This window comes from Aquabacter sp. L1I39 (genome assembly GCF_017742835.1).
Taxonomy (GTDB): domain Bacteria; phylum Pseudomonadota; class Alphaproteobacteria; order Rhizobiales; family Xanthobacteraceae; genus L1I39.
Window position 1 is genome coordinate 4291821 of record NZ_CP072392.1, and the last position, 15970, is coordinate 4307790.

A 15970-nucleotide genomic window follows, 5' to 3' on the forward strand; every position below is an offset into this window, starting at 1 on the left:
CACACAGGTCCGGTCGCCGGGCCGATGTCAGCCCGATGACGCCCTGACGCCGGGTTGCGGCCGGCGGCCATGATCTCCTTTGGATGGTTCCTTGCCGAGACCCGTGGTGCCGAGACGACTGGCTGCTTCCCTCGACCTTTTGGCCCGATCGCGCCCAGTCCTGGCCTTGGCTTTGGCCTCGGCCCTGGCCCTTAAGCGTGCCATGGCTGCGCGCGCCGGTGCGCTGCGCGGGCTCCTTCTGCTTGCCTGCGCGGCGTCCGTCTCCGCCTGCGCGGTGGGTCCCGATTACGAGACACCAGCACAGACCGTCCCCGCCCAATGGGGCGCGGCGCCCGCCCGCGCACCGTATCAGGCGCCGGAGCTTGCCCAATGGTGGCGGCGGCTGAAGGACCCCACCCTCTCCGCGCTGATCGACGAGGCGGTTGCCGGCAATCTGGACGTGGCCACCGCCAAGGCGCGAGTGCGGGAGGCGCGGGCCTCCTATCGCCAGTTCCTCGGCGCGCTCCTGCCCAGCCTGACCGGCAATGCCACCGCCACGCGCGGCGATGACGGCTCCAATGTGGGCGGGGGCGGGGATGTCACAGTCTCCGGCCCCTATACCCAGTATCAGGCGGGCTTTGATGCCAGCTGGGAGCTGGATGTGTTCGGCGCCAATCGGCGGGGCGCCGAGGCCGCGCTCTATTCGGAGCAGGCGGCGCAGGACGAATTGCGCGCCACCCTGCTGACCCTTATCGGCGACATCGCCTCCAATTATGTGTCGGCGCGGGGCTATCAGGCGCGCATCGCGCTCGCCCGCCGCACGGCGGCCACCCAGCGCGAGACCGCGGCGCTCACCCGGCGCAAGTTTGATGCGGGCGGGGCCTCGGCCGTGGACGTGTCCAATGCGGATGGCCTCGCCGCCGGCACGGAAGCCGATATTCCCAGCCTTGAAACCTCCTATGCCCAGGCGGTGCATCGGCTGAGCGTGCTCACTGGCCAGCCGCCCACCGCCTTGTCCGCGCGGCTCGCGGCCGCCGCCCCCATTCCCGCCCCGCCGGGGCGACAGCCGCTCGGCGTGCCCGCCAACATCCTCACCGCCCGCCCCGACATACGGCAGGCGGAGCGGCAACTGGCCCAGTCCACGGCGCTCATCGGCCAGGCGGAGGCGGCGCGCTATCCCAGTGTCAGCCTCACCGGCGCCATCAACACCACAGGCACCAAGCTCGGCGATCTCGCCAAGGGCTCCACCATCAGCTGGTCCTTCGGGCCGAGCCTGACGGTTCCCCTCTTCAATGGCGGCCAGCTCCAGGCGGCGGTGGAGGGGACGCAGGCCCAGCGCGACCAGTCCTTCATCGCCTATCGGTCCGCCGTGCTGACCGCGCTCGAGGACGTGGAGAATGCCGCCGTGGCGCTGCGCCAGGAGCGGGCGCGCGTGGAAAAGCTCAGCCAGAGCGCCGCCTCCTATGGCGAGGCGGCCCGCCTTGCCCGTGCGCTCTATGAGAGCGGCTCCACCAGCTTCCTCGACGTGCTGGATGCGGAGCGTTCGCTCTATTCGGCGCAGGATTCCCTGCTGCAGAGCAAGGTGGCCATCGCCACCGATTATGTGGCCCTCAACAAGGCGCTGGGCGGCGGCTGGGACGGCTTCGTCGACACCTCCCGTCCGGAGGTGGTGGACAAGATGGCCCCCCATTTCGCCAAGCCCGATTTCCTGCCTCCAAAGGACACCGCCACCCATGGCCAGTGACCTGCCCGTGCGTCCGTCCCGGCGGCGGTTTCTTTTGATCCTGCTGGTGCTGGCGGCGCTGGCGGCCGGCGGTCTGATGCTGCGCAGCCGCCTTTCCGCCGATCCCGCCGCCGGCTTCATGACGGCGCAGGTGGTCAATGGCAGCGTCGAGGAGACGGTGCTCGCCACCGGCCTCCTGAAACCTTCCCGCCTCGTGGCGGTGGGGTCCCAGGCGTCGGGGCGCGTGACCTCCGTCAAGGTGCGCCTCGGCGACAAGGTGCGCAAAGGTGATCTGGTGGCGGAGATCGATTCCATCACCCAGGAAAATGCCCTGCGCACCGCCAAGGCGTCTCTCGCCAATGTGCGGGCCCAGCGGGAGGAAAAGCTCGCCACCCAGGTGCTGAACGCCCAGACATTGGCCCGCCAGCGCACCATGGTGGCCCAGCGGGCGGTTTCGCAGGCGGACTTCGAGAGTGCCGAAGCCAGCGTGAAGACCATCGCCGCCCAGATCGCGGCGCTGGAGGCCCAGATCATCGAGGCGGAAGTGGCGGTCTCCACCGCCGAGGCCAATCTGAGCTACACCCGCATCACCGCGCCCATGGACGGCACGGTGCTCGCCATCGTCAGCCAGCAGGGCCAGACGGTGAATGCCGCCCAGACCACCCCCACCATCGTCATTCTCGGCCAATTGGATGTGATGACCGTGCGGGCTGAAATCTCGGAGGCGGACATCGTCAAGGTGTCGCCCGGCCAGCCGCTCTTCTTCACCATCGTGGGCGAGCCCGACCGCCGCTTCGAGGCGAAGCTCGGCTTTATCGAGCCGGCGCCGGAGAGCATCGTGTCGGACAGCTCCTTCAGCACGTCCACCACCTCGTCCTCCAGTTCCTCCTCCAGCTCCAGCACCTCCTCCGCCGTCTATTATATCGGCGTGTTCGACGTGCCGAACCCAGAGGGGCGGCTGCGCACCTATATGACGGCGGAAGTGCATATCGTGCTCGGCACCGCTGCCGACGTGCCGGTCATCCCAGCGGCCGCCCTCGGCGCCCGCGCGGGCGATGGCAGCTATGAGGTGCGGGTGCTGGCGGCGGATGGCACGCTCACCGCCCGGCGGGTGGAGATCGGGCTCAACGACAAGGTGATGGCGCAGGTGCGCTCCGGCCTCGCGCTCGGCGAGCGGGTGGTGACCGGCGAGCGCACGGGCGCCACGACCACCCGCTCCGGTCCGCCCGGGCCCATGGGGTTCTGAGCCATGGATGCGCCGCTCATCGCGCTTGCCGGGCTGCGCCGGGAATTTCCGGCGGGCGAGGGCATGCTGTGCGTGCTCAAAGACGTGGACCTGACCATCGCCGCTGGCGAGATGGTGGCCATTGTCGGCGCCTCGGGCTCTGGCAAGTCCACCCTCATGAACATCCTTGGCTGTCTCGACCGGCCCTCGTCCGGCAGCTACCGGATCGCCGGACGGGAGACCGCCAGCCTTGATCCGGACGAGCTGGCGGCCCTGCGCCGGGAGCATTTCGGCTTCATCTTCCAGCGCTATCACCTGTTGTCCGAGCTGACCGCGCTCGGCAATGTGGAGATGCCGGCGGTCTATGCGGGCACGCCGAGCGGCCAGCGCCTTGCCCGCGCGCAACGGCTTCTCGAACGGCTCGGCATGGGCGCGCGCCTGTTCCACCGGCCGAGCCAGCTTTCGGGCGGCCAGCAGCAGCGGGTCTCCATCGCCCGCGCGCTGATGAACGATGCGCAGGTCATCCTCGCCGACGAGCCCACCGGCGCCCTCGACAAGGCCAGCGGCGAGGAGGTGCTCAAGATCCTGGAGGACCTCAACCGCGACGGGCGCACCATCATCATCGTCACCCACGACATGCAGGTGGCGGCGCGGGCGCGGCGCATCATCGAGATTTCCGACGGCGTCATCATCGCCGACCGTGCGAACCGGCCGGCGGAGCCGGCTCCCGCGCCGATCGAGGCACCGGCCACGCCGCGCGCGCTCAATTTGTGGCGGGCGCGGCTCGACCGGGTGGGGGAGGCGCTGCGCATGGCGCTGCTCTCCATGAACGCCCATCGCCTGCGCACCTTCCTGACCATGCTGGGCATTATCATCGGCATAGCCTCTGTGGTGAGCGTGGTGGCGCTGGGCGAGGGCTCGCGCCAGCGTGTGCTCGCCAACATCTCGGCGCTGGGCACCAACACGCTGGAAATCTTCGCGGGCAAGGATTTCGGCGACATGCGCTCGGGCAAGATCACCACCCTCGTGGTGGCCGATGCCAACGAGTTGGCCAAGCAGCCCTTCGTGGCGGCGGTGACGCCAACCGTCTCCACCTCCAGCACGCTGCGCTACGGCGCCAAGGAAGCGAGCGCGCTGGTGAACGGGGTGAGCGAGAGCTATTTCGCCGCCAAGGGCCTGAAGCTCGCCTCCGGCCGCTTCTTTGATGGCAGCGCGGTCCGCGACCGGGCGCTGGAAGCGGTGATCGACGAGAATACCCGCAAGACTCTGTTTTCCGCCGCCGGCACCGATCCGCTGGGCAAGGTGATCCTGGCGGGCGACGTGCCGGTGCGGGTGGTGGGGGTGACACAGGCCCAGCAGACCGGCTTCGGCGGCAGCCAGAACCTGTCCATCTATCTGCCTTATACGGCGGTGCAGACCCGCTTCCTGGGCAGCCCCACCTTGCGTTCCATCACCGTGCGGGTCCGCGACGAGGTGGCCATGGACCTCGCCGAGCAGGCGCTCACCCACTTCCTGCTGAAGCGCCATGGCACCAAGGACTTCTTCATCCTCAACACCGACGACATCCGCCGCACCATCACCGCCACCACCCAGACCCTCACCCTCCTGATCGCCGCCATCGCCGTCATCTCGCTTCTGGTGGGCGGCATCGGGGTGATGAACATCATGCTGGTGTCGGTGTCCGAGCGGGTGGGGGAGATCGGGGTGCGCATGGCGGTGGGGGCGCGGCGGTCGGACATCCTCCAGCAATTCCTCATCGAGGCGGTGCTGGTGTGCATGACGGGGGGCATTTCGGGGGTGCTGCTGGCGCTCTCCGTGGGCGTTGTCTTTGCCATCATGGGCTCGCCCTTCGCGCCGGTCTATTCGATGGCCTCCATCGTGGCGGCGGTGCTGTGCTCCAGCCTCATCGGCATCGCCTTCGGCTTCCTGCCGGCGCGCAGCGCCGCGCGGCTCGATCCGGTGGAGGCGCTGTCGCGGGTGTGATTCAGGCGGGTCTCGCTCAGGCTGGTCTGGCTCAGGCTGGTCTAGCTCAGGCGGGTTTGGCTTCTTCGGCGGGCAGGGCGATGACCACGAGCACCTGCGCCTTCTGGCGGCCGAGGCTGCGCACCTCGTGCTTGATCTCGCCGGAGAAATAAAGGCAGTCGCCCTTCTCCATCACCAGTTCCTCGGCGCCCAGATTGACCGAGACGCGGCCGGAGACCACGAACAGCATCTCCTCGCCCCCATGGGCCCAGCGCGGCCCCGTCCTGGCGGCCGGGCCGGTGGAGGGGGTCATGAGGAAGGGCTCCATCATCTTGCGCGTGCGCCCCGCCGCCAGCGGCGTGAGGCCGAACGTGCCGTCGATTGAGGAGAGTTCCGGGTCCGACGCGCGGTGGAGCGTATAGCGGGGGGCGGGGGCTGCGTTCATGTCGAACAATTGGGCGATGTTCACCTGGAGCGCATCGGCCACCCGCAGGAGGGCGGTGATGGACGGCGTCTTCAGGCCGCGTTCCACCAAGGAAAGATAGCCGCGGGTCAGGCTGCTCATGCCGGCCAGCTTGTCGAGGGTGAGCCCGCGCTCCAGCCGCAATTCCTTCAGATTGGGGCCGAGCCGGTCGGCCCGGGACATGTCGAGCACCTGATCCGTCCTTCCTTGGCCCCGGGAGCCGGGGCCGGTCCACCGCGCGGTGAGCGCCCGCGCTTGGCCCGTCTTATAGCTTCAACCGCCGCCCAAGTCGCGCGCTTCTGTTTACTGGAGGCGTGACGCACGGGCGCGGGAGGAGGCCGCAACGCCCGGTGCCGAGGAGCGCGCGCCTTGGCGCCTTCCAGTAAACCTGTTTACTCGCAGAAATTTTTTGCACAGCCAGACCCAAGATTGGGCAAGGGATGTGTTTGCAGCCAGAATACAAGGGAAATCCGGGCGCGGAAGCCCATAAAGCGGGCAGGGGGCGCTTTGGCTGGAATTTGGGCTGTTGATTTCTGTTGGTAAACTTGGTTCGATGCGTCCACGCCGCTTCGCCCGGCTCCCGCCCAGCCCCCCGACGGCCCGAAAGGAGCCGCTTCCGCCATGAAAGTCGCGAGCATGCAGGTCGCGCGCATGACAGTCGCGTGCTTCTCCGTCGCGGGCATGCCCAAGCGGGCCTTTGCCCATCCTGACACCGCGAGAGGTCCGGTTCCAGCATGATTACCCGCATCAATCCCGGTTCCCGCCTCTCGGCCGCCACCGTCTTCGGTGGCTTTGTCTTCGTCTCCGGCCAGGTGCCCGACGACCTGACCGCGCCCATCGGCGCCCAGGCGGCTGAAGTGCTGGCCAAGATCGACGCCATCCTCGCGCAGGCCGGCACCGACAAGAGCCGCATCCTCTCCGCCAATGTCTGGCTGCCGGATATTGGCGACTTCGCCGCCTTCAACGGGGTCTGGGACCCCTGGCTGCCGGCCGGCGCAGCGCCCGCGCGGGCCTGCGTGGAAGCCCGCCTCGCCAATCCCGCCATCAAGGTGGAGGTGGCCGTGATCGCCGCCTTGCCGGGCTGACCGCCCGGCCCGTTCCCCTGTTCCCGCGTCAGCCTGACGCCGTCCGGACGCAGAAGCCGGACGGCGGCCGGGAGTTTGCGTCCCACACACAAACACCTTTCCAGATGGGGTCTTTCAATGGCTATCACCGAACATATGGCGGTCACCGCGCCCTCTGCGGGGTCCGCGAGCATGCGCCGCATCGTCTGGTCCTCGGTCATCGGCACGGCGGTCGAGTGGTACGACTTCCTGATCTATGCGGTGGCCACGGCGCTCGTTTTCAACAAGCTGTTCTTCCCGGTGGGCGACCCGGCGCTCGCCACCATCGCCGCCTTCGGCACCTATGCGGTGGGCTTCCTCGCCCGGCCCTTGGGTGCGGCGATTTTCGGCCATCTGGGGGACAAGCACGGCCGCAAGGCCATGCTCGCCTCCACCATCATCATCATGGGGCTCGGCACCTTCTGCATCGGCCTCCTGCCCACCTATGAGCAGATCGGCATCGCCGCCCCCATCCTGCTGATTCTGCTGCGCTTCCTCCAGGGCATCGGCATTGGCGGCGAATGGGGCGGCGCGGTCCTGATGGTGGTGGAGAACGCACCGCCCAAGAAGCGCGGCCTGTTCGGCTCGCTGGTGCAGGTGGGCAATCCCATCGGCAACCTCGCCGCGCTCGGCATTTTTGCGGTGGCCTCCCAGATGCCCGAGAGCGAGTTCATCACTTGGGGCTGGCGCATTCCCTTCCTGCTGTCGATCCTGCTGATCGGCGTCGGCCTCTTCATCCGCCTGCGCCTGGAGGAGACGCCCGCCTTCCGCCAGTTGAAGGCCAAGCAGGAAGTGGCGCGCATGCCGGTGCTGGAAATCTTCGCCCATCACCGCCGGCCCTTCTTCACCGCCGTGGGCCTGAAGATCGCCGAGATTTCCTACGCCTCCATCGCCGGCGTCTTCGTCATCTCCTATGCCACCCAGAAATTGGGCATGCCGCGCGCCACCATTCTGAACGGCGTCATGGCCTCGTCCTTCATCGCCTTGTTCTCGATCCCCTTCTTCGGCTGGCTGTCGGACAAGTGGGGCCGCAAGACCATGTTCTACCTGAGCTGCCTGTTCTGCATGGGCTTTGCCTTCCCCATGTTCACGCTGCTCGACACCAAGGACCCCTGGATCGTGACCGCCACGGTGGTGGTGGCCATTTCCTTCGGCCAGATGGTGATGTTCGGCATCGGCGCGCCCTTCTATTCGGAGCTGTTCACGGCGCGGCTGCGCTATTCGGGGGCCTCGCTGGGCTTCCAGATCGGCGCGGCCATTTCCGGCGGCCTTACCCCCTTCATCGCCGCCTCCCTCATGACCTGGAGCGGCGGCGCCACCTGGCCCATCTCGCTCTATCTGATCGTGTGCGCCCTCATCACCGCCTACGCCACCTTCAAGGCCCCCGAGACGGCCGGCACCGACATCAGCTGAGGCATCCCGCCGGGCCGTTCCTCGGCCCGGCGGACCCGTGTTCAAGGAGGAACCATGCTCACCCAGACCCTGTCCCGCGCGCCCGAAGAGGCGGTCCTGGCGTTTACCGGCATCGTGCGCCACCTGCACATCACCGCCCGCGCCTTCCTGCCCATGCGGGCGGTGGACGAGATCACCCTCATCGCCGGCAAGGGCATCGAGGGCGATCGCTACATGATCGGCCGGGAGGAGGGCTTCTATTCCGAGCGGCCCGAGGAAGGCCGGCAGGTGACCCTGTTCGAGATCGAGACGCTGGAGGCGCTGAAGCGCGACCACGGCATTGAGCTGGGTCCGCAGGACCACCGGCGCAACGTGACGGTGGAGGGGGTGCCGCTCAACCATCTGGTGGGCCGGCGCTTCCTGCTCGGCGAGACGCTGCTGGAGGCGACCCGCCTCTCGGTGCCGTGCCGGCATATCGAGGAGATCACCGGCAAGGCCATCTTCGATCCGCTCATCAACCGCTCCGGGCTCAATTGCAAGATCCTGAAGGGCGGCGTGGTGCGCGTGGGCGACCTGGTGCGCAATTCCTGATGGCCCGGCTTCTCAGACTGGTGGTCCGCGCGGCCGAGCCCGCAGGGCCCGACATCACCCGCCTGGTGCTCACCGACCCGGACGGCTGGGACCTGCCCCCCTTCCGGCCCGGCGCCCATATCGACCTGACCTTGCCGAGCGGGGACAAGCGCACCTATTCCCTGCTCAACCCGCCCTCGGACAAGGCCCGCTACGTGATCGGCGTGAAGCGGGAGGCGCAGGGGCGGGGCGGCTCGCTCTATCTGTGCGACGCCGCGCGGCCGGGCACGGAGATCGGAGCCGGGCTGCCGCGCGGCGGGCTGGACCTGGAGGGCGGACCCGGGTCCGCTCCCCTTGTGTTCGTGGCCGGCGGCATCGGCGTCACGCCCTTCCTGTCGGCGGGGGCGGCCCTGCTGGAGGCGGGTCGCACGGATTTCGTGCTTCACATCCTTTCACGGGGGACGGCGCCTCTGGCTGAAGACCTGGCGCGGCTGGGCGCGGCGGGGCGCGTGGTTCATCACGACACCGCGCTTACCGGCCGGCCGGACCTCGCCGCCTTGATCGGCGCGCCGGCGGATGGCCGCCGCGTCTATTGTTGCGGCCCGCAGGGCCTCACCGATGCCTTCGAGGCCCTCACGGAAGGCTGGCCGGAAGGGCAGGTGCATGTGGAGCGCTTTGTTCCCCCGCCTTTGATGGTGGATCCGGATGCACGCCCTTACACGCTGGTGCTCGCCCGTTCGGGGCGGTCCATCGACGTGCCGGCGGGCCTGTCCATGCTGGATGCACTGGAGGCGGACGGCATCAAGCTGGACTGCGTCTGCCGGGGTGGCATTTGCGGGGCCTGCAAGGTGGATTACCTGGAAGGCACGCCCATCCATCGCGACCGCATCCTGAGCCCGGCGGACCGGGCGCGGAAGCTGGTGGCCTGCGTCGCCCTTTCCGCCTCGGACCGGCTGGTGGTGGATCTCTAAAGCATTTCCGAGCGAAGTGGGAACCGGTTCGAGTTAAGAAAATACGTCAAAACAAAGAGATAGAGCGCTTCAGTGTTTCCATGAAACTCTGAAGCGCTCAAGAGCATGCGCCGATCAGTCTGCACCGCAGGCTGATGGGATCACGCCTTCTCTCTCAATGAGTGAGAGGGCTCACCCCACCTGGATCTGGTCCAGGATCGTGTCCAGCCAGTCGAACATCTCGCGGTTGAAGGCGGTGCGGGCGCCGGCCTCGCAATGGGCGCCTGCGCCGTCCGCCGTCCTGAACACTGCGTACCGCTTCACGCAGGTCAGCGCATCGAACAGGCGCTTGGCGGTCACCCCGATTCCGTCACCCTCCGCCGAGCACACCATGGTGGGGCAGGCGATCTCCGGGGCGAGGCCCTCCAGGGTGTAGGCGGCGGTGGATTTTAGGAAGGCGAGCGGGCTGTCCGCCCCGTTCACGAACATGCCCCGCCGCAGCGCCCAGCCTTCGGTGGGGTGGGCGACCAGGCGCTTCATGCGCCAGTTGAGGAAGGACAGGACGAGGCCGTTGCCGTCGGGAACCTGCCGGCCGATAAAGCCGGGCAGGCGGGAGCGCGCCTCTTCCAGGATCGAATACTGCCCCGGGTCCAGCACCAGGGCGGCGAGGCGCGGCTCCTTGCTCGCCCCCCGCGCGGCAAGATAGCCGCCGAGGCTGAGGCCCATGAGCACCACTTGGTCCTTGTCCACCAGGTCATGGGCGAGCACGAAGTCCATGACCGGTGTGATGACGGCCTCCCAGTCCGGCCGCAGCGTCATGCCATGGCGGATCAGCGCCTCGCCCTGGCCCGGCCCGTCGAAGACCAGCACATTATAGCCCCGCTGGAGCGCCGCCGCCCCGCTATAGAAGAAGCATTCCTCCGCCGTGCCGTCATAGCCGCCGGTGATGATGAGGGTGCGGCGCGGCTTGTCGGTGACCGAGGGGCGCAGGAAAATGCCGTGCAAGGTGGTGTCGCCGAAGGGGATGCGCACGCTGTCCGCCGGCGTGCGCATGAGGGCGCAGGCCCGCGCGAAGGCTTCCCGCTGGCGCTCATAGGCCTCCTTCAGGCGCGGGTCCGGCGGCGCCTGGAGCAGGAAGATGGCGGCGGTGCGGAAATAGTTGGAGGCGCGCAGGAAGGCGTCGCGGGCGCTGGCGCCCCGCCCGGCCAAGAGGCTCGCCTGCCCGGCATCATAGAGGCGCTGGGCGAGCGCGGTCCATTCGCCGTACCAGCGCTCCGTATGGCCATTGGGGATGCGCCCGGCCACCGCAAAGCATTCGCCGATATCGGCGCCGCCATAGAAGGTGTGGCCGAGGGTGCGCAGGAATTGCGCCTCGAACAGGTCGTCCTTGAACTGGAGCGGCATGGCGTCGTCCTTGAAGGGCGGCGCCATTCAATCAGAGGACCGGCGATAAATCACGGGGTTAGCGTAGAGGACGGCGCAGGCCCCCGCGGCTTCAAGGCGGGCATGCACGGCCTTGGCTCAGCGTGTGGCCGTGGCGCCGGGCATGACCTTCTCGAACTCGAACGCCTCGTCCACGCCTGGAAAGTCCTGCGTGCCGGGGCGGTTCGGGTCCGCATGATGCGCATTGTAGAAGGCGGTGATCTTGAACCCGCATTTGTTGACGTAGAAGTGGATGTTACGCTTCTCGAAATAGGGCGTGTGCGTGTGCCAGACCCGTGTGTCGGGATATCGTTGCTCGATGGCGGTCCAGGCCCGATGTCCCAGGCCCTGGCCATGAGCGGCCGGCGAGATGAAAAAAAGATCGAGGGCGTTTTGTTTCGTGGTGGTGTTGATGGTCACCACAGCACCCCCGACCTTCTCTCCGTCGCGCAAGATATGAAGCACCTCGGCGCCCGGCGCGGCGAACGCGCTGTCCAGGTCTTCATCGGGCGGGATCGGGCCGTCGGTCAGCGGTCCGAATTCCTTGATGACGGCCAGCGCGAAGGCCTCCTGCAGGTTTTTCTTGAAGGCCGGCAGATCGGCGGGATGGGCTTCGGCGAGTGTGATCGGTTCAGGCATGATGGTCTGCTCCTGTCACGCTTTGGCGTCCAAACTGTGGTCGCCGGAGGGGCGGGAGGCGGCTGTGGAGCGTGTCCGCCGAGGGACAGGAGCAGCCCGGAAAGCGGCCGCATGACTGGCTTGCATCACACGGGCTTGCTGCAATGCAGCAAGAGGTGCACCCTGGCCTCCTCCTCATCTGCCCCGGTTGCCCATGCCGCTCTCGCTGCTCGCCCTCGCCGTCGCCGCCTTCGGCATTGGCACGACCGAATTCGTGGTCATGGGCCTTCTGCCCGACGTGGCCCGTGACCTCGGCGTGACCATTCCCGCCGCCGGCCTGCTGGTGACGGGCTATGCGCTGGGCGTGGTGATCGGCGCGCCGGTCATGGCCATCCTCACTGCCGCCTTGCCCCGCAAGGCGACGCTGGTGGGGCTGATGGCGCTGTTCATCGGCGGCAATGTGCTGTGCGCCCTGGCGCCGAGCTATGGGCTGCTCATGGGCGCGCGCATCGTCACCGCCTTCTGCCATGCGGCCTTTTTCGGCATCGGCTCGGTGGTGGCGGCGGACCTTGTGCCGCGCCAGAAACGGGCGCAGGCCATCGCGCTGGTGTTCGCGGGGCTGACCATCGCCAATGTGCTGGGCGTGCCGGCGGGCACCGCCTTCGGCCAGTGGATGGGCTGGCGGGCCACCTTCTGGGCGGTGGCGGTCATCGGCATCGCGGCGCTCTGCGCCCTCATCGTGCTGGTGCCCGGCCGCCTGCCCATGGCGCATGGCGGCATCCTCAAGGAATTCCGGGTGCTGGGGAACGGGCAGGTGATGCTGGCCATGCTCATTTCCGTGCTGTGCTCGGCGAGCCTGTTCTGCGTCTTCACCTATATCTCGCCCTTGCTGTCGGAGGTGACGGGCCTCTCCGCCCCCGCCATCACCGGCGCGCTGCTGCTGTTCGGCGTGGGGCTCACAGCCGGCAACATGCTGGGCGGGCGGCTGGCGGACTGGAAGCTGATGCCGTCCCTCATCGGCACCATCCTGGCGCTGCTGGTGGTGCTGCTGGCCTTCGTGCCCGGCGCCCGCGCCCCGGTGCCGGCTTTGGCGCTGCTGCTCATCTGGGGGGTGCTCGCCTTCGCGCTGGTGCCGCTCCTTCAATTGCGGGTGGTGGACACGGCGGCTTCGGCGCCGAACCTGGCCTCCACCCTCAACCAAGGCGCCTTCAACCTGGGCAATGCCATGGGCGCCTGGATCGGCGCGGTGGCCATCACCCATGGCATCGCCTATGGCCATTTGCCCTTCGTCTCGGTGGGATTGTCGCTCCTGGCGCTGCTGGCGAGCCTCTTGTCCGCCGCCCTAGACCGCCCGGCGGTGCGCCGCCCAAGCCCGGTGGAATGCGGGGAATAGGGGCACCGCCTCGTCTTAGCCTTGTCTGCGCCCGGCCGCGTTAACGAATTGGGCACGCTGAATAGCATCCTTTTTCCCAGGTTGGCGGATCTTTACCAGCCCGCAAGGGGCGCCCCCTAGCGTCCTCCCATGGAGCGGCCTCGGCCGCGGGGAGACATGTGCCGCCACGGCGGCCGAGGTGCGCGATGAAGGTTCTCTTGTCCCGCTTCGTGAGGGAAGAACGCGGATCCACCGCGCTCGAATATGGTTTGATCGCCGCCGGACTGTCGGTGGCCATTGTCACCGTGGTCACGCAAATCGGCGTCACCCTGGTGCGCCTGAAGGCGTCTGCCGCGGCGGCGGGGAACTGACGCGCCCATGCCCGCTCCAAGCCTCATCGGCGATGTCCTGGTGATCGGGCTGTTCCCGACGGCCCTGTGCACCACCATCGCCACGGATCTCGCCCGCCGGGTGATTCCCAATTTGGTGGTGCTGGCCCTTTTGGCGGGCTTCGCCCTTCTGGCGGCCATCCATGGCGTGCCCGACCTGAAGCTGCGCCTTTATCTGGCGGCGGGCGTGCTGGGCGTGGGGTTCCTGCTGTTTTCCGCCGACGTGATCGGGGCGGGCGATGCCAAGCTCGCCGCCGCCGTGGTGCCCTGGCTGGATCCGGGGCAGGTGCCGGCCTTTCTCCTCCTGTGCGGCCTTTTGGGCGCGGGGCTGGTGGCGGCGACCCTGTGGCGCCACCGTTTGCAGCGCCTGCGCCTGTCGGCCTTACCGGCATTGCCCTATGGCGTGGCGCTGGCGGGCGCGGCGCTTCTGCTCTTTCCCTTCTCCACCTTGATGGGCGCGGCCTGAACCGCTCGCGTCTGCGGCGCTCTGGTTTAAACTCCGGTGCCTGATTCACAGGCCCGGTTCCCGGAGTGCCCCATGTCCGACGCGTCCCGCCCCGCATTCCTTGCCCCCGCCGATGCCGAGAGCCTGCCCGTCTGGTGCGTGAGCGCCGCCGGCTTTCCGCCCGAGGGCCTGCCCGCCGCTGCCCGTGCCTTTGCATCGGCCGCCGGCTTTGCGGGGGAGAGCGGCAAGCTCCTGCCGGTGCCGGGCGAAGGGGGAGCGGTGGTGGGCTTCCTGTTCGGCGTGCCGGGGGAGGGGGGCGATGCCTTCGCGCTCGGCGCCCTGCCGGGCCTCCTGCCCGCCGGCACCTATCGGCTGGAAGGGGAGGTCCCCGCCCAGGGCGCGCTCGCCTTTGCGCTCGGCACCTACAAGTTCGACCGCTACCGCGCCGCCTCCAAAACCAAGGCCGTGCGCCTGAAGCCTGGCGCGACCCTCGACGTGGCCGCGCTCACCCGCACCTTCGAGGCGGTGAGCCTGGTGCGCGATCTCGTCAACACGCCCTCCAATGACCTCGGCCCCGCCGACATCGAGGCCGCCGCCCGGGCGCTCGCCGCCCGCCATGGCGGGGAGGCGCGGGTGATCGTGGGCGATGCCCTGCTGTCCGAGAATTTTCCGCTCATCCATGCGGTGGGCCGCGCCGCCGCCCGCGCCCCGCGCCTCATCGACCTGACGTTTGGCCCCGTGGACGCGCCCAAGGTGACGCTGGTGGGCAAGGGCGTCGCCTTCGACACCGGCGGCCTCGACATCAAGACCTCCGCCGGCATGCTGCTCATGAAGAAGGACATGGGCGGCGCCGCCTCCGCGCTGGGGCTGGCCCATCTCATTCTCTCGCGCGGGCTGAAGGTGCGGCTGCGGGTGCTCATTCCGGCGGTGGAAAATGCCATTTCGGCGGACGCCTTCCGCCCCGGCGACGTACTGCGCTCCCGCAAGGGCCTCACGGTGGAGATCGGTAATACCGACGCCGAGGGCCGGCTGATCCTCGCCGATGCGCTCGATCTGGCGGATGCGGAAAGCCCCGACCTGCTGATCGACTTCGCCACGCTGACGGGCGCGGCCCGCGTGGCCCTCGGCCCGCAATTGCCGCCGGCCTATACGGACGATGATGCCCTGGCGGAGGATCTTGCCCGGCATGCGACGGCGGTGGCCGATCCGCTCTGGCGCCTACCCTTGTGGCGGCCGTACATGTCCATGCTCGAGTCCAAGGTGGCGGATATCAACAATGCGGGGTCGGGCGGCTTTGCCGGCTCCATCACCGCCGCTCTGTTCCTGTCGCGCTTCGTGGAGCACGCCAAGAGCTGGCTGCACCTGGACATCTATGCCTGGAACCCCTCCTCCAAGCCCGGCCGTCCCGAAGGCGGGGAGGCGCAGACCATCCGCGCCCTCGATGCGCTGCTCGCGGAGCGGTATGGCGCATGAGCGGAGCGGGTGGAGAAATGAGTGAGCAAAGACGCGATCCGCGCCTCACCCCCGCGCGGGCGGACCTGGCGGCGGAAAGCCTGCGGGGCATCGTCGACGCGCCCCGCTATGTGGCGGGGGAAGAGCGCCGGGTGGTGGTGCCCGTCGCCCCGCTGCGGCGCGAGCCCTATGCCGGGGCCTCCCTCGACACCGAGGCGCTCTATGGCGAGGCGGTCACCGTCTTCGAGGATGATGCGGAAGGCTGGTCCTGGGTGCAATTGGCGGCGGATGGCTATGTGGGCTACATGCCCACCGCCGCGCTCTGGACCTCCGGCCCCGCGCCCACCCACCGGGTGAAGGTGGGCCGCACCTTTCTCTTCCCCGGTCCCGACATCAAGCTGCCGCCCATGGATGGCCTGTGCTTCGGCAGCCTGGTGGCGGTGCGGCGCATGGACGGACGCTTCGCTTTCACGGAGCGGGGGGCGATCTTCGCCGCCCATCTGGAGCCGCTCGGCGCGCGGGAGGCTGACTTCGTGGAGGTGGCCACTCGATTCCTGGGCGTGCCCTATCTGTGGGGCGGACGGTCGGCGCTGGGGCTCGACTGCTCGGGCCTGGTGCAGACGGCGCTCAATGCCTGTGGCCTCCCATGCCCCCGTGACAGCCACCAGCAGGAGGCCGCGCTCGGCGCGTCCCTTCCCTTGGACGGGCCTTTCCAGCGGGGCGACCTGCTGTTCTGGCCGGGCCATGTGGCCATCGTCGCGGCGCCGGATGTGCTCCTGCACGCCAATGCCCACCACATGATGGTGGCCCGCGAGCCGCTCGGCCCCGCGCTGCAACGCATCGCGGACGCGGGCCTGCCCCTGCGCACGGCAAAGCGGCTGGCGCTCTCCGCCTGAAACGACCCC

Annotated in this window: 15 protein-coding genes; 12 read left to right on the plus strand and 3 right to left on the minus strand. The window is 68.6% G+C overall.

The features are described from left to right. The first annotated feature begins 202 nt into the window (after window positions 1-202). The 3 genes from J5J86_RS19500 to J5J86_RS19510 are packed head-to-tail and all read left to right on the plus strand — an operon-like array spanning window position 203 to window position 4910. The gene (locus tag J5J86_RS19500; RefSeq protein ID WP_209101009.1) at window positions 203-1723 is read left to right on the plus strand and encodes an efflux transporter outer membrane subunit; all 1521 of its coding nucleotides are present in this window, start codon (window positions 203-205) and stop codon (window positions 1721-1723) included. Further along, window positions 1713-2948 (plus strand): efflux RND transporter periplasmic adaptor subunit, encoded by a 1236-nt coding sequence (locus J5J86_RS19505; protein WP_209101011.1) that lies wholly within the window; start codon window positions 1713-1715, stop codon window positions 2946-2948. The genes J5J86_RS19500 and J5J86_RS19505 overlap by 11 nt, the downstream gene beginning before the upstream one ends. A 3-nt stretch (window positions 2949-2951) precedes the next feature. After that, window positions 2952-4910: a MacB family efflux pump subunit gene (locus J5J86_RS19510; RefSeq protein WP_209101013.1), complete on the plus strand. Its 1959-nt coding sequence runs from the start codon at window positions 2952-2954 to the stop codon at window positions 4908-4910. Window positions 4911-4956: 46 nt separating this feature from the next. On the opposite strand, the gene J5J86_RS19515 is transcribed toward J5J86_RS19510, so the two are convergent. Continuing rightward, entirely contained in the window at window positions 4957-5535 is a 579-nt protein-coding gene (locus J5J86_RS19515) for a helix-turn-helix domain-containing protein (protein ID WP_247658623.1), read from the minus strand. A gap of 551 nt (window positions 5536-6086) precedes the next feature. Between J5J86_RS19515 and J5J86_RS19520 the strand changes: the two genes are divergently transcribed. The 4 genes from J5J86_RS19520 (at window position 6087) to J5J86_RS19535 (ending at window position 9388) form a co-directional block, all read left to right on the plus strand. Continuing rightward, on the plus strand, window positions 6087-6437 hold the full coding sequence (locus J5J86_RS19520) for a RidA family protein (protein ID WP_209101017.1): 351 nt from the start codon (window positions 6087-6089) through the stop codon (window positions 6435-6437). A gap of 117 nt (window positions 6438-6554) precedes the next feature. Further along, the gene (locus tag J5J86_RS19525) at window positions 6555-7868 is read left to right on the plus strand and encodes an MFS transporter (protein ID WP_209101019.1); all 1314 of its coding nucleotides are present in this window, start codon (window positions 6555-6557) and stop codon (window positions 7866-7868) included. Between the two features lie 54 nt (window positions 7869-7922). Continuing rightward, window positions 7923-8438 carry an MOSC domain-containing protein gene (locus J5J86_RS19530; protein ID WP_209101021.1) on the plus strand — a complete coding sequence of 172 codons (516 nt, stop codon included), beginning with the start codon at window positions 7923-7925 and terminating at the stop codon, window positions 8436-8438. Then, window positions 8438-9388 (plus strand): PDR/VanB family oxidoreductase, encoded by a 951-nt coding sequence (locus J5J86_RS19535; protein ID WP_209101023.1) that lies wholly within the window; start codon window positions 8438-8440, stop codon window positions 9386-9388. The genes J5J86_RS19530 and J5J86_RS19535 overlap by 1 nt, the downstream gene beginning before the upstream one ends. A 171-nt stretch (window positions 9389-9559) precedes the next feature. Here J5J86_RS19535 and J5J86_RS19540 read toward each other — a convergent pair whose 3' ends face one another. Both J5J86_RS19540 and J5J86_RS19545 read right to left on the minus strand, forming a co-directional pair. Beyond that, complete coding sequence (locus J5J86_RS19540; RefSeq protein ID WP_209101025.1) at window positions 9560-10798, minus strand: alpha/beta hydrolase family protein; 1239 nt, start codon at window positions 10796-10798, stop codon at window positions 9560-9562. A gap of 90 nt (window positions 10799-10888) precedes the next feature. After that, a complete protein-coding gene (locus tag J5J86_RS19545) occupies window positions 10889-11428 on the minus strand; it encodes a GNAT family N-acetyltransferase (RefSeq protein WP_209101031.1) in 540 nt (179 codons plus the stop codon). A 193-nt stretch (window positions 11429-11621) separates the two neighbouring features. Between J5J86_RS19545 and J5J86_RS19550 the strand changes: the two genes are divergently transcribed. The 5 genes from J5J86_RS19550 to J5J86_RS19570 all read left to right on the plus strand — a co-directional run bounded on the left by J5J86_RS19550 (window position 11622) and on the right by J5J86_RS19570 (window position 15961). Continuing rightward, window positions 11622-12800, plus strand: coding sequence for an MFS transporter (locus tag J5J86_RS19550; RefSeq protein WP_209101033.1), 1179 nt, complete (start codon window positions 11622-11624; stop codon window positions 12798-12800). Window positions 12801-12997: 197 nt separating this feature from the next. Continuing rightward, entirely contained in the window at window positions 12998-13150 is a 153-nt protein-coding gene (locus J5J86_RS19555) for a Flp family type IVb pilin (RefSeq protein WP_446698630.1), read from the plus strand. Between the two features lie 7 nt (window positions 13151-13157). Further along, complete coding sequence (locus tag J5J86_RS19560) at window positions 13158-13634, plus strand: prepilin peptidase (RefSeq protein WP_209101036.1); 477 nt, start codon at window positions 13158-13160, stop codon at window positions 13632-13634. Between the two features lie 72 nt (window positions 13635-13706). Then, window positions 13707-15086, plus strand: a complete 1380-nt coding sequence (locus J5J86_RS19565; protein ID WP_209101039.1) for a leucyl aminopeptidase family protein — start codon at window positions 13707-13709, stop codon at window positions 15084-15086. Window positions 15087-15103: 17 nt separating this feature from the next. Next, entirely contained in the window at window positions 15104-15961 is an 858-nt protein-coding gene (locus J5J86_RS19570; RefSeq protein WP_209101041.1) for a C40 family peptidase, read from the plus strand. Window positions 15962-15970 lie beyond the last annotated feature (9 nt).